The organism is Kangiella sp. HZ709 (assembly GCF_009674675.1).
Lineage (GTDB): Bacteria > Pseudomonadota > Gammaproteobacteria > Enterobacterales > Kangiellaceae > Kangiella.
On sequence record NZ_WKJC01000001.1, the window covers coordinates 1,215,416 to 1,228,778 of the forward strand.

Annotated in this window: 12 protein-coding genes; 4 read left to right on the top strand and 8 right to left on the bottom strand. The window is 39.8% G+C overall.

The features are described 5' to 3' along the window. Window positions 1-86: 86 nt before the first annotated feature. Entirely contained in the window at window positions 87-1,688 is a 1,602-nt protein-coding gene (gene ahpF, locus GJS41_RS05545) for an alkyl hydroperoxide reductase subunit F (RefSeq protein WP_154246304.1), read from the bottom strand. A gap of 63 nt (window positions 1,689-1,751) precedes the next feature. Then, window positions 1,752-2,315 (bottom strand): alkyl hydroperoxide reductase subunit C, encoded by a 564-nt coding sequence (gene ahpC, locus GJS41_RS05550; RefSeq protein WP_154246305.1) that lies wholly within the window; start codon window positions 2,313-2,315, stop codon window positions 1,752-1,754. A 130-nt stretch (window positions 2,316-2,445) separates the two neighbouring features. Here ahpC and GJS41_RS05555 point away from each other — a divergent pair, with 130 nt between their 5' ends. Beyond that, entirely contained in the window at window positions 2,446-3,336 is an 891-nt protein-coding gene (locus GJS41_RS05555; RefSeq protein ID WP_154246306.1) for a hydrogen peroxide-inducible genes activator, read from the top strand. Here GJS41_RS05555 and GJS41_RS05560 read toward each other — a convergent pair. After that, window positions 3,333-3,893, bottom strand: a complete 561-nt coding sequence (locus tag GJS41_RS05560; RefSeq protein WP_154246307.1) for a DUF5655 domain-containing protein — start codon at window positions 3,891-3,893, stop codon at window positions 3,333-3,335. The genes GJS41_RS05555 and GJS41_RS05560 overlap by 4 nt on opposite strands. 169 nt (window positions 3,894-4,062) lie before the next feature. Here GJS41_RS05560 and GJS41_RS05565 point away from each other — a divergent pair, with 169 nt between their 5' ends. Further along, on the top strand, window positions 4,063-5,169 hold the full coding sequence (locus GJS41_RS05565; RefSeq protein ID WP_154246308.1) for a phosphoribosylaminoimidazolesuccinocarboxamide synthase: 1,107 nt from the start codon (window positions 4,063-4,065) through the stop codon (window positions 5,167-5,169). Here GJS41_RS05565 and GJS41_RS05570 read toward each other — a convergent pair. The 5 genes from GJS41_RS05570 to GJS41_RS05595 form a co-directional block, all read right to left on the bottom strand. Further along, window positions 5,158-5,940 (bottom strand): NAD-dependent deacylase, encoded by a 783-nt coding sequence (locus GJS41_RS05570; protein WP_154246309.1) that lies wholly within the window; start codon window positions 5,938-5,940, stop codon window positions 5,158-5,160. The genes GJS41_RS05565 and GJS41_RS05570 overlap by 12 nt on opposite strands. A gap of 296 nt (window positions 5,941-6,236) precedes the next feature. Continuing rightward, entirely contained in the window at window positions 6,237-6,881 is a 645-nt protein-coding gene (locus tag GJS41_RS05580) for a dUTP diphosphatase (RefSeq protein ID WP_154246310.1), read from the bottom strand. Between the two features lie 41 nt (window positions 6,882-6,922). After that, window positions 6,923-7,744 (bottom strand): co-chaperone DjlA, encoded by an 822-nt coding sequence (gene djlA, locus GJS41_RS05585; protein ID WP_154246311.1) that lies wholly within the window; start codon window positions 7,742-7,744, stop codon window positions 6,923-6,925. Continuing rightward, a complete protein-coding gene (gene murU / locus GJS41_RS05590; protein WP_154246312.1) occupies window positions 7,744-8,487 on the bottom strand; it encodes an N-acetylmuramate alpha-1-phosphate uridylyltransferase MurU in 744 nt (247 codons plus the stop codon). The genes djlA and murU overlap by 1 nt, the downstream gene beginning before the upstream one ends. Before the next feature lie 14 nt (window positions 8,488-8,501). Further along, window positions 8,502-9,479: an aminoglycoside phosphotransferase family protein gene (locus tag GJS41_RS05595; RefSeq protein ID WP_154246313.1), complete on the bottom strand. Its 978-nt coding sequence runs from the start codon at window positions 9,477-9,479 to the stop codon at window positions 8,502-8,504. A 220-nt stretch (window positions 9,480-9,699) separates the two neighbouring features. Between GJS41_RS05595 and GJS41_RS05600 the strand changes: the two genes are divergently transcribed. Together GJS41_RS05600 and GJS41_RS05605 are read left to right on the top strand one after the other, a co-directional pair. Next, on the top strand, window positions 9,700-12,054 hold the full coding sequence (locus tag GJS41_RS05600) for an LPS-assembly protein LptD (protein WP_227551254.1): 2,355 nt from the start codon (window positions 9,700-9,702) through the stop codon (window positions 12,052-12,054). Window positions 12,055-12,072: 18 nt separating this feature from the next. Further along, window positions 12,073-13,359 (top strand): peptidylprolyl isomerase, encoded by a 1,287-nt coding sequence (locus GJS41_RS05605; RefSeq protein WP_154246314.1) that lies wholly within the window; start codon window positions 12,073-12,075, stop codon window positions 13,357-13,359. Window positions 13,360-13,363: the final 4 nt, after the last annotated feature.

Consider the following 13,363-nt stretch of genomic DNA (forward strand, 5'->3'; position numbering starts at 1 on the left):
ACACTGTTTTCAACCCAGATTTTAAGCCTCTATCTAAGATAATATGGCATTCAAACCCGATATTATCAGTATTCTTAATACCTAAACTAAGCCGCCGCCAAATTGCTTTGGTTATTTACAATTTCTTCTGCTTGGTATTGAGTGAGTAAATATTCAAATGCCGACAGTGAGGCTTTCGCACCTTCGCCCATAGATACGACAATTTGTTTATAAGGAACTGTAGTCACATCACCACAAGCAAAAATACCCTCTGCCGATGTATTGCATTTTTCATCAACCAGGATTTCACCAAAACTTGTAGTCTCAATAGTATCTTGTACAAACTGACTGTTCGGCACTAATCCTATTTGCACAAAAACACCATCCAAAGTTTTGGTCTTTTCCTCATCAGTTGCTCTATTTACATAATTAATGGCGCTCACTTTCCCATCGTCTGCATCAATAGAAGTGGTCGCTGCATTACTAATAATTTCGATATTTTCAGTTGCTTGCGCCTTATCTACTAAAACTTTATCTGCTTTCAGTTCAGGCATAAATTCAAACACTGTGACCGACTTTACAATACCCGCCAAATCTAAGGCTGCTTCAATTCCAGAGTTACCACCTCCAATCACGGCGACATCCTTTCCTTTAAAAAAAGGACCATCACAATGTGGGCAGTAAGCCACGCCATTGCCAATGTTTTCTTTCTCTCCAGGAATTCCAAGTTCCCTCCAGCGAGCGCCTGTAGCGATTATCACAGTTTTGGAACTGATGATTTCATTGCTGCTTAAGTGAATCTTTTTAGAATATTGCTGGTTTACAATTCTCTCAACACGAACATGCTCTTTCATGGTGATTTCATAATCACTCATGTGCTCCTGCATTGATGCTACGAGCTGTGGCCCGGTTGTTTTAGACACTGAAATTAGGTTCTCAATCCCCATAGTATCTTTTACTTGCCCACCAAAACGATCAGCTACAATAGTTACTGCCAAACCTTTTCTTGCTGCATAAATTGCAGCCGCCACTCCAGCTGGACCAGCACCAATTACCGTGACATCTTGCAATGGTAATTGCGTTGTTATTTCTGTGTTGTTTATTTGCGGGAATTTTTCAATCAGCTTTTCCAATAAAGTCGCAATGTCTAATTTGCCATTAGCAAATAGCTCACCATTAAGGTAAACACTTGGAACGCCTTGGATACCTCTTTGATCTATTAACTCTTGATAAAGGCCACCATCAATCATTTCCACGCTAATCTTGTCATTTAATAATGCGAACTGATTTAACGCCTGCACCACTTCCGGACAGTTGTGGCAACTTAAGCTTACAAACACTTCAAACTTCAGTACATCTTCAACTTTACTGATTACAGTTTTAACGTGATCATCCAACTGCATTGGGTGACCGCCTGAGTGCAAAATAGCTAGTACTAAAGAGTTAAATTCGTGCCCTGATGGGATACCTGAAAATTCAATGCCATTGTCAGCGCCATTAGTTTGCAACTTAAAGCTTAAAGGACTTCTTAGCGTATCGACTAACTCTTCTTTAAAAACAACTTTTTCACCGGCACTGGCAACTTGGCTTAGAAATTCTACTAACTCAGAACGTTTTTCATGTTCACCCGTGTTTAACACTATGGTCACTGTTTGAGTTAAGTTTTCAAAATAGCTTTTTAATGAGTTAATAATATCTTGAGTGATCATGTTTCTTTCCTTTTATTTCAAGTGGATGCTCAGTTTTGCTAAGCATCCGTATTTTCTTTACGGTTATAATTTACCGACTAAATCTAATGACGGAGCTAAGGTTTCTTCACCTTCTTTCCATTTTGCAGGACAAACTTCACCCGGATGTGCTGCGATATATTGAGCGGCCTTTACTTTGCGTAATAATTCACCGGCATCACGGCCAACACCTTCACACGAAATTTCCATTACCTGTATAACGCCATCTGGATCAACCACAAATGTAGCTCTATCAGCTAAGCCTTGACCTTCTCGCATCACACCAAAATTGTTAGTAATTTGACCGGTAGGATCGCCAATCATGGTGTAATTTATTTTACGGATAGTATCAGAAGCATCGTGCCAAGCTTTATGGGTGAAATGAGTATCTGTAGAAACTGAAAATACCTCTACACCTCTTGATTGCAACTCTTCATAGTGATCCGCTAAGTCGCCTAGTTCAGTCGGACAAACGAAAGTGAAATCCGCTGGATAGAAAAAGAAAATTGCCCACTTACCTTTAATGTCTTTCTCGGAGACATCGATAAACTCGCCTTGACTGAAAGCAGCTGCATTAAAAGGTTTAATTGTTGAATTGATAGTAGTCATGAGTATTCCTCGTTATTTATTTAGCCCTTATTGGCTACGAGGTTCACTATATTCAAACCCCGACGTTAAATATATTTAATATTATTTAAATTAATGTTAAATTATTTTAAACGATTAAATGTATACTAATATGATTTCTTTAAAGCAGATCCAATACGCCTGCTCTTTGGCCGAGCATAAGCACTTTGGTAAAGCAGCCCAGCATTCTCATGTCACCACCGCAGCCTTAAGTACCGCAATTGCTGAAATGGAAAAACAGCTCGGTTTTGCTCTATTTGAACGTGACAATAAGAAAGTTTTGATCACCAAACTAGGGCATCAAGTCATTGCAAAATACGAGAATATTTTGTTAGAGGTTAAAGATATTTATGACCTTAGAAAAACCTTAGAAAAGCCACTATCTGGCCATCTTTCACTAGGTATTATTCCTACCATAGCGCCTTATTTGCTGCCTTTAATTCTGCCGACAATTATTAAACAGTATCCAAATTTGGCATTGGAAATTTTCGAGGAACAGTCTCATGTGTTAGTGGAAAAAGTTAAGAAAGGAGAAATTGACACCGCCATCTTAGCTCTGCCCTATCCACTCGGTGGACTATTGAGTTTGTCTTTCCTAGGCGAAAAATTCTTCCTGATCCTTCCTAAAAGTCATGTGTTGGCGAAGCAAAAATCTATCGACTCATCTAGCATCCCTCTGAATAAATTATTGCTTCTAAAAGATGGTCACTGCCTTAAAGAGCATGCGTTAGCCGCTTGCCACTTGGCTGAGAATGATTCCATTAATGCCGAGGCGACAAGCTTAGCGACTTTAGTGCAACTAGTGGATAACGATATGGGGATGACTTTAGTACCAGAAATTGCGATAGAACAGTTAGTTCGAAACCACCCTAATCTTGCAGCAATTCCGCTAAAGGAAAAAGGCCCTCACCGCTCTCTAGCATTTATATTACGACCTAACTATCCCCATTTGGATAATTTGCAACTATTGAAACAAATCGTGCTTCAGTCTTTAAGGGTCTAGCCTGCTCGTTTATAAGCTTCTTTCAACCAATTGATCAGTTCTTTATCCACTTGCTTTATGTCAGTGATGCGCACTCGATGCGAAACCATAGCATTAAAACTTCCTGATGCTTCAAGCCGCTCGGTTGGCTCTTCACCTTTTAAGTTAATACCGACATCAACTCGCGCTTTTGTCGAAGGCTGGATCAATGCAAATTGTTTTTTATGACGCAAGCTGACATAAGCCTTTTTAGGTGCTTGTTCAAAGCCCTTACCAAACTTTTCAACCGCTTTTAATAACTTGTCATAGATGGGCTTAAGATCAGGTTTCTTTTCATATTGAGAGTTTACTAAATCACTATCTGACGCTGGCTCAGAATCACCTTTAAGAAAGTCTGAACTAAGCAAATTAGCAAAACCATGCGTTACCCCATGATCGGTTTTAAGCATCTTAACGATTTGTCCATGTTTATTTAATTGACTGGCTTTAATAATTGTATTCCACTCAAGCTGCTGCTTACCGGTTTTTTCTGGAATATTGTTGCGCATGCTTTGCGCCATTTCTTCAGGGCTAGCCATATTAGTATCCTAATCCTTTAACTGAGTCATAAATATAATCTTAGGCACGACTTTAATCAATCTAAGTAACGCTCCTTAATTGTGGAATACTTCAACGCTTCTAGGTAAAATACGCCAGTCCTGTGTGGCTTAATTCCACACCCTTAGCAATCTTCACTAGGATTAACACATGAGTCTTGCGGATAAAGTGCTTGCTGTAAATAACGATCTCCCCATTCGTACCGACAAACCGGTTCATAGCGGTAAAGTGCGCTCTGTTTATTGGTTAACTGGAGCGGATAGTCAGCGTTTGATTCAAGAAAGAAATTATGACGTTCCTAGTGATACGCCTTTGGCCATTATGGTGATCAGTGATCGTATTTCAGCATTCGACTGTATCTGGCATGGCGAAGGTGATGTGCGAGGTGTTCCAGGTAAAGGCGCTGCCCTAAACGCAGTGTCCAATCATTGGTTTAAGCTGTTTAAAGAAAAAGGTTTGGCCGATAGCCATATCTTAGAAATCCCTCACCCCTTTGTCTGGATAGTACAAAAAGCCAAGCCAGTTAAGGTTGAAGCTATTGCTCGTCAATACATAACAGGTTCTATGTGGCGCGCTTATGCAAATGGTGAGCGTGAGTTTTGTGGTATTCGCTTACCTGAAAATCTCACTAAAGATCAAAAATTAGACGAGCTATTAATTACTCCATCGACTAAAGGGATCTTAGAAGGCATTCCAGGCGTTCCGCCGCAAGATGACGTAAACATTAGCCGTCAAAATATCGAAGATAATTTCGAAGCCTTTAACTTCGCTTCTAAAGCTGACATCGACCTATACGAGAAGCTATTAAAAGATGGCTTTAATGTTATCAGCAAAGAATTGGCGAAGCTTGATCAAATGTTTGTGGATACTAAGTTTGAATTTGGTTACGTTAAAGATAAAATTGGCAATGACAAACTCATCTATATGGACGAAGTAGGAACGCCGGATTCATCACGTATTTGGGATGGCCCAGCGTTTAGAGACGAGGGAAAAATTGTAGAAAATTCTAAAGAAGGTTTCCGCCAATTCTTACTCAACCATTTCCCTGATCCGGATATTTTGTTAAACAAAAATCGTATGGATGAGCGGGAAGCATTAGCTCGTGATAACGAACTACCAATCAGCGCCATTAATAAGATTACCAATACCTACGTAGGCATTGCCGAAAAAATCACTGGTGAAAAAATACATCTTTCAGACAATCCAAAAGCTGAGATCATAGAGATCCTTAAAGAAAAGTATTTCTTAATCGATTAATTTGGGTAACACTTTCCCAGCTTTGGCTATAACCTGGTAATCCACCACCAAGCTTTGTGTAGGCTCTGGATTGATTTCTACTATCTTTGCACCTTGGCTTTTTGCGAGCATCATCAAGCCTGCGGCTGGATAAACCTGACTTGATGTACCAATCGATAAAAATAAATCGCAACAATAAGCAGCCGTTTCGCCATCTTGCCATTTTTTTTCATCCAGTGCTTCGCCGAACCAAACGACCGATGGCCTAACTTGGCCACCACAAACTTGGCATTCAGGTACTTGTTGTAAACCCGTTACATCTTCTAAATGCTGCTCGCGACACTGCAAACAATGGTTCTGCCAAATATTGCCATGAATATCGATAACTTCATATACTTGTGGATCAGAGCCTGCTTTTTGATGCAGTCCATCGACGTTTTGGGTAATTAAAGTGACTTTTTGCTTGCCTGACTCTTTGGCTTGTTTTTGCCAATGGGCGATGGCGGTATGGGCAGGGTTGGGCTCTTTATCTTGATTAACCTCCCGCCGCCATTGATACCATTGCCAGACCATTTCAGGATCTTTCAAGAAACCTTCAATGCTTGCGAGTTGTTGCGGATCATATTGTGACCACAAGCCCTTACCAGGCTCATTTCCCTTTTGTTGAGCCTCACGGAAGGTAGAAATGCCGGACTCTGCAGAAACGCCAGCACCTGTGAGAATACAGATGCGTTTGGCTTTTTGAATCAGCTGTTTAACTTCCTTGAGGGTTTGTTCCGTGGCTTTATCCATAAGCTCTTGAGATTTTTATTCTTCGACTAAGGAAAACTTACTTAAATCGAATTGAACATGTTCAATTTCACATTTAATTCCAGCAGCTTTTACCGCGGCCGCTAACTTCTCAGCCTCATCTTGTTCGAGGTCTTCCAGGATAATATGCGGCGGATTTTCAAGGATAGTTTTTAACTCTTTCGGTCGACTTCTAATATTTCGGCACCATCTACTTCGATGTAATAGGTTCCTTTAGCATTAGCTTCATCATAACCCTTCAGAATTAATTTATAAGACATGCTTCTTAAACCTCTTATTTACACTGGATAGTTATCTTTTAGACCTTGATAAACTTTTTCCTTAAAGTTTTCTTCGCTGGTATCTAAACTATCTAAAATATCCACTAAATATTCATTATCTTCGCGGCCATTCCACTCTTTAATGTAGGTACCATCTTTATAACCATGGTCTTGACGGAAGAAATTTAAAGTGTTTTTCCCTACGTAGCTTTTATAGAGCTCATCAAAAGACATTTCCATTTGCTGCATACAACCTGCAAAACTGGTGCCATCAAAATGTTGGTACATCACAGCTTGACCTGCTAGCACTTCCAAAGTTTGTTTAAAATCATCTTTAACCAATGGTTCAGATAATTCTCGCGCTAATTCAGCAGCTATGTCCGCATAAGGTAAACTGATTTCGCTTGAAGGAGTATCTATGCGCGAACTTAAACCAAAATGAAAAATATCCACTAGCTCCATTTTGACTTGTTCCGCATCTGGCTTTTGATGTTTCCACCATTTCCAACCATAGTGCTCAAGCATTTCGCCACACTCAATCCAAATGGCGCGATACCATTCAAAACCTTGCTCAGCCCATTTGTCATTAACTTTAGTATTCATCGCATTCTGCATTTCTAACATGATTGCGATCTGTTTTGTCATTAATTCTTGTGTAGTCATTTTGCTCTCTTAGATTCCCGTCTTTGCAGGAATGACGATACTTACCAACCCTTATGACGCTCTACAAGCTCATAAGCCGATTTAATTTCTTGTGTTTTTTCTGTGGCGATTTTTATCATCGACTCAGGCAAACCTTTAGAAACCAGTTTATCAGGATGATGCTGAGACATTAAGCGTTTATAAGCTTTTTTCACAACGGTTTTATCATCACTAGCCGATACGCCCAACACTTGATAAGCCTGCTCAATACTCGGAGCGCCATAATCAGTTTGACCAGCGGCTCTATGCCCGCCCTGCTGTTGAGAATATTGATGGAACCCTTGCGCTGCCTGTGCCATTTTTATCAATTGATCGATAATAAAGCCTGCAAAACCGAGCCTTTGCCCAATTTGGCGCAAAATATTTTGTTCAATTGGATCCACTTTGCCATCAGCCATAGCCATACTGATTTGGATTTCTAAAAACATTTGCATTAGGTTTCTTTGCCGCCCAACGACTTGTTTAAATTTCGCCATCACGCCTTCAAAATCAAAGCCGCTGCCTTTGCCCTGTTTGAAGTGATCGATGGCAATTTTTCGAGTCGATACATCAAGCCCCATCCGCGCCATCACATTTTCTGCATGCTTGATCTCTTGCTCTGAAACTCGACCATCAGCTTTTGCAATATGCCCCATGATGGAAAACGTAGAGGTGAAAAAAACCGCTTGGATTTTTTGCTGAGCTTGCGGATCCAAACGCTCTTGTTGCTCCGCAGATTTTTTATCAAATTGATGCCCTATTAATGCTCCTAGCAAAGCACCAATGGGACCACGGGTAAAAATAAAGCCTAATAAGCCGCCAATTAATTTTCCAACCCAACCCATTAACTATTTTCTCCAGAACCTGGACCGGATTCATCGTTAGTACTTTTGAAATCAAAATTAATGGTTTTCATGGGCTTCAAAAATTCTTTGTTTAAAGCTTCCAATCGCTCAGGTGTTCCGATGTCACGCCATTCGCCTTGGAATAATTGTCCCGTCACTTCTTGCTCGGACATTAACTCTCGTAAAACTGGTGCTAATGCCGCTGGCGAATCTAATTTTAAGTCTTTAAATATTGCAGGTTGATAAACGCCAATACCAGAAAAAGTATATTGGGTTTCAGCTTGCGACAATACTGAACCATTATCTAAACCAAAATCCCCATTAGGATGTTGCTCCGGATTAGGCACTAAAACTAAATGCGCTTTAGCTTTTGGCTTATTCAAATTGCTGTAATCAAAGTCTGTCCAGATATCGCCATTGACAACCACGAAAGGCTCGTCGCCAAAATAATCTAAAGCTTTACGAATACCACCCGCAGTTTCTAGCGCGATTTCCTCATGTGAAAAAGTAAGATTTACTTTCCAATAACCACCGTCACCTAAATACTCTGGAATAATATCGCCGAGCCAAGAGGTGTTAATCAATATATCTTTAATTCCGGCATCTTTCAGCGCTTCGATGTGGTACTCAATAAGAGCTTTGCCATCGACCTTTAATAATGGCTTTGGCAGGCTGTCGGTCAAAGGGCGCATTCGCTCCCCTCTGCCTGCGGCTAAAATCATGGCTTTCTTTATATTACTCATTAGAACCTTTAGTTTTATTGGATTTGAGCAAGTGAGTCCATTTTCGGCAAAACTTTCTGCTGCACCCATTGGCTAAACTCATCCAGTTGCGGATATTTTTTCGCTTGATAAACAATATACTTGAGGGTTAGAGGTAGATCTTTCAAGTAACCTGGTTTGCCATCTCGATAATTTAGACGAGCGAAAATTCCAGCCACTTTGATATGTCGTTGTAAACCCATCCAATCAAACCATTGCTCTAACTGAGCTTTATCCAATTCCCAATCCGACTGCTCAACAAAATAATTCACCCAATCATTCACTCTATGCGCTGGCCATTCTATATAGCAATCTCTTAGCAAGGATAAAAGATCATAAGTAATAGCGCCATGCACTGCATCTTGAAAATCAATAATGCCAGGCGACTGCCCATCTATTTGCATGATATTGCGCGAATGGTAATCACGATGAACGAATACTTGCGGCTGTTCTAATGCGCTGTCAGTTAACCATTTAAATAATTGATCCAGCATGAGGTTTTCGTCAGCCGACAGCTTCAGCTGTAAATGTTCTTTTAAAAACCAATCTCGGAATAATTCCATCTCAATATTCAGCAATTTTTCATCGTAAGCAGGTAATAGATCTGCTGACTCAATACGTTGCATTTCTATTAGCGAATCTATAGCTTTTTTATATAAATTATCAGCAGATTCATCATTTAGCAGAGGTAAATACAATCGATCGCCCAAATCTGTCAGCAGCATGAAACCTTGCTCTAAATCGCTAACTAAGACTTTTGGTGCATTGACCTTATTTAACATGCTAGCGACTTTTATAAATTGCTCAGAGTTTTCATGCTCAGGTGGCGCATCCACACAAATCCAGCTTTGCTTGGAGTCTTGCAACCTAAAATAACGTCGAAAACTGGCATCACCAGAAACCATGCTCCAGTTAGCTTGACTAAGCCCCAACTGTTGCATTGACCAATTTTTAAGCAAAGTTTCTCTATTCATGATTTTCTCTTAGTGAATACCTTAATATCTTTAGCCACCTATTGATGTAAAAGAATGAGGATTTGTTACCTATTAAATTTTCAATCTTAGTCTTTAAGGTTTATCATTAGGCATCTTTAAAAATGCTTAGTTTGGCTCGGATAATAACGATTAAATGGTAATCAAGAAAGCCTTTAGGGTAAAACCTTTTTTTCCGAAAAAAATCCAGGGTGGAAATTCGATGAAACGCTTTGGGCTTATTCCAATGGCGGGCCTACTCGTCTGCTGCTCTAACTTGGTGGTAATGAATAACGCTATTGCGGCTGATATTAAGCCGCAAGATAAATCATCCAATCAGAGATTAAATAATGAAGTCAGTCAAAAAATAGAATTCCCCGAGTTTAAATCATGCCGCACAGCACCTAAACCTCTGACTTCAACCTCAAATATTCAAAACCCTTTTGAAAGTTCGCAGCTAGAAGCTGAGAATTTAATTAAAGCTTGGTCAGATAAAGCCTATTCTGAAGCTAATAAAGCTTATTTAGAAGGCAATGTCATCATTAGACAAGGCCAACAATTAATTAAAGCTGATAAATTAATTGCGGATAATGCGAGTAAAAGTTATCAAACTGAAGGACAGCTAACGTTTTCCAGTCCTGAACTCATCGTCAGTGCTGATAGCATGGCTTATCAAGAATCAACGGGATCGAGTCAAATAGATAACACCCAGTTCTACCTCTATAGTAATAACGGTAATGGTTCTGCGGAACAAATCACCATCGATAACAAACAAGAGTTAACTTTATATAATTCCGATTTCTCTACCTGCCCTCAGGACCAGCGAAGCTGGGCATTTGAATCTGATAGAATAGTAATCAACAAAGAATCTGGTTGGGGTCAAGCCTATGGCAGCGTAGTCAAAATAGCCGATATTCCGGTGTTTTATCTGCCCTATATCACCTTCCCTGTCGATGACCGCCGTAAAACTGGATTATTGCCACCGTCATTTAGTAACTCAAATCGAAATGGCGCCGATATTAGTGTGCCTTATTATTTTAATCTCGCACCTAATTATGATCTTACTTTAACGCCACGCTACATGAGCAAGCGAGGTGCCAGTCTTAGCACAGAGTTTCGCTATTTAAAGCCTAATTACGCAGGATTAGTGAGTTTCGAATATTTACCTAGTGACAACTTAGCAACTGAAAACCCAGGCATTGACGCTAAGCGCTGGTCCTACCAAGTTAAGCATATCAATCAATTTAGTGATGCTTGGAGCGCCTCCATTGATGCTGAAAAAGTCAGTGATGACGCTTATTTCCAAGATTTTGGTGGCGGTGTAAATAACTCTAATCAAGCCAGCTTATCGCAGAATTTGTACTTACAATATTTAACCCAAGATTGGAATTTCAAAATTCAATACCAAGACTGGCAACTATTAAATACAGCCAGTAGCCGCTTTAAAATTACGCCTAAAATATCCGCTTCACGCTATTTCACTGGCAATGGTTACTACGCTACGATTAAAAGTGAAGCTACCCGGTTTGAACACAAAGACCCAACCCAAATTGAAAATGCTAACCGTTATCATTTGGAACCAACAGTCGGCTGGAACTTTGAACGATTATATGGTTTTATTCGCCCGCAGCTTAGTTATGGTTTAACTCAATACCAGCAAACTGATTTAAACGGTAATAAAGAGACGTTTAATCGCGCTTTACCAACCGTTTCGCTTGATACCGGTTTGTTTTTTGAACGTAATTGGAATATCGGTGGCAATGACTATACCCACACCTTCGAGCCTCGTGCTTACTATCTTTACACTCCATTTGAAGATCAAACTGGTATAGGCTTATTTGATACCAGCCTACCCACTTTTAACTTCACCCAGCTTTTTACTCGTAATCGTTTTGCCGGCATTGACCGTATCGGTGATGCTAATCAAATTAGCGCCGCCGTCACTAGTCGCTTAATTGATGATACGGGTAAAGAGCGAGCAGCCTTTACTCTTGGCCGAATTGCTTATTTGATTGATAGAAAAGTGCAGCTAGATGATTCGACTGAGCGCGATACATTTAGACAATCGGGTTTGTTAGCTGAGTTAAACTGGCGTTGGACAGATACCTTGGAACTAAAAGGTGCCATTGACTGGGACGATCAACAAGATTTAACTACTAGCGGCTCTTTTTTATTACATTATGAGCCCCAAAATAATTATATAATTAATGTCGGTCATCGCTTCCGCCGAAACTTTGATCGACGAATAGAAGAAGCTGAAGTCGCTTTTTCATGGCCAATTAAAGAAAACTGGAGTGTTTTAGGCCGATATAGCAGAGATTTATCACAAAATAGAACCAATGAATCTTTTTTTGGTCTAGAATATGAGTCTTGCTGCTGGGCAGTTAGATTGGTCAACCGTCGTTATTTAAATATTCAACTCGACAATCAAGGCCAATTACTAACCAATCAAGGTGATTTACACAACTCGGGCTTTTTTGTCCAATTTGTCTTAAAAGGCATTGGGAGTTTGCGAGGAAGCACTACTCAATTTCTTGAAGACAGTATTTACGGTTATCGAGATAGACTCGGTAAATAAACAACATTTGAGTTATATATGAAATTAATACAATTATTAGGTATTGCTGGTATAGCATTTTTAACCACTTCAACTAGCCATGCACAAGTTATCGATAAAGTAATCGCGCAAGTAGAAGAAGATGTAGTTCTGCAATCTGAACTTGACCGAAAAATGGCGCAAATCAAAAGCCAAATTATAGCTCGTGGCACCGCAATGCCTACTGAACAGGTATTGAAAAAAGAAGTTTTAGACGCGCTGATTTTAGAAAATATTCAGTTGCAAATGGCCTCGCGTGCCGGAATGAAAATCAGCGATGCTGAACTACAGCATTTTGCAGGTCAAATTGCAAAGCAAAGTGGAATGAGCTTGCCTGAATTTCGTTTAAAACTTGCTGCCGATGGCATAGGCTACGAAATTTTCTTAAGTGATCTTCGTAATGAAATTATGGTAAACCGTGTTCGTGATGGATTTGTTAATCAGCGCATTCAAATCAGCGAAAAAGAAATTGAATCGATTATTCAAGCCATCGATTCACAAAAACGTATTGAATATCACCTAGGTCATATTTTAATTCAAGTACCAGAAGATTCTGACGAAAAAACCATTAAATTCTATCAAGAAAAAGCCAATGATTTGCGCAAACAAGTGGAAAGTGGAAGTGACTTCTCCATTATTGCTGCTAACAATTCTGATGGACCAAATGCGCAATCGGGCGGCGACTTTGGTTGGCATACAGAAGACTCGATGCCAACACTATTTTCAGATGTTGTCTACTATATGGATAAAGGCGCCACATCAAGCGTTATTCGTTCACCATCAGGTTTTCATATTTTAAAATTACTCGATAAACGCGGGGAAGAACAACACATGGTTTATCAAGTCAATTCTCGCCATATTTTGATTCAACCAGACGTTATTACTAGTGAAGAGGATGCTCAGGCTTTATTAACCAGTGTTCGCGAACAAATCATGAAAGGTGAAAAAGACTTTGCCGATGTTGCCAAAAAATACTCCAAAGATCCTGGCTCTGCTAACATTGGTGGAGATTTGGGTTGGCAAAGTCCAAATATTTACGATCCTATTTTTAAAGATCAAATAACACGATTATCTGTCAATGAAATCAGTCTGCCTTTTAAAAGTAGCTTTGGCTGGCATATTGTTCAGCTATTAGGAGAACGTCAAGAAGATCAAACAAAAGAAATGAAGCAAAACCAAGCAGCTCAAGTTTTGCGTCAACGTAAGTTTAACGAGGAAGTTGAAGCTTGGTTACGCGAAATTCGCGATGAAGCCTATGTTAAAAAAGTGGTAGAAGAGCAAAGCTAATTAA

Bases quoted from the DNA above. Each gene is read 5' to 3' on its own strand.
- murU (WP_154246312.1), bottom strand. From the start codon at position 8,487: ATGAGTAATATAAAGAAAGCCATGATTTTAGCCGCAGGCAGAGGGGAG.
- GJS41_RS05580 (WP_154246310.1), bottom strand. From the start codon at position 6,881: ATGACTACACAAGAATTAATGACAAAACAGATCGCAATCATGTTAGAA.
- GJS41_RS05605 (WP_154246314.1), top strand. From the start codon at position 12,073: ATGAAATTAATACAATTATTAGGTATTGCTGGTATAGCATTTTTAACC.
- djlA (WP_154246311.1), bottom strand. From the start codon at position 7,744: ATGGGTTGGGTTGGAAAATTAATTGGCGGCTTATTAGGCTTTATTTTT.
- GJS41_RS05565 (WP_154246308.1), top strand. From the start codon at position 4,063: ATGAGTCTTGCGGATAAAGTGCTTGCTGTAAATAACGATCTCCCCATT.
- ahpC (WP_154246305.1), bottom strand. From the start codon at position 2,315: ATGACTACTATCAATTCAACAATTAAACCTTTTAATGCAGCTGCTTTC.
- GJS41_RS05600 (WP_227551254.1), top strand. From the start codon at position 9,700: ATGAAACGCTTTGGGCTTATTCCAATGGCGGGCCTACTCGTCTGCTGC.
- GJS41_RS05560 (WP_154246307.1), bottom strand. From the start codon at position 3,893: ATGGCTAGCCCTGAAGAAATGGCGCAAAGCATGCGCAACAATATTCCA.
- GJS41_RS05570 (WP_154246309.1), bottom strand. From the start codon at position 5,940: ATGGATAAAGCCACGGAACAAACCCTCAAGGAAGTTAAACAGCTGATT.
- GJS41_RS05555 (WP_154246306.1), top strand. From the start codon at position 2,446: ATGATTTCTTTAAAGCAGATCCAATACGCCTGCTCTTTGGCCGAGCAT.
- GJS41_RS05595 (WP_154246313.1), bottom strand. From the start codon at position 9,479: ATGAATAGAGAAACTTTGCTTAAAAATTGGTCAATGCAACAGTTGGGG.
- ahpF (WP_154246304.1), bottom strand. From the start codon at position 1,688: ATGATCACTCAAGATATTATTAACTCATTAAAAAGCTATTTTGAAAAC.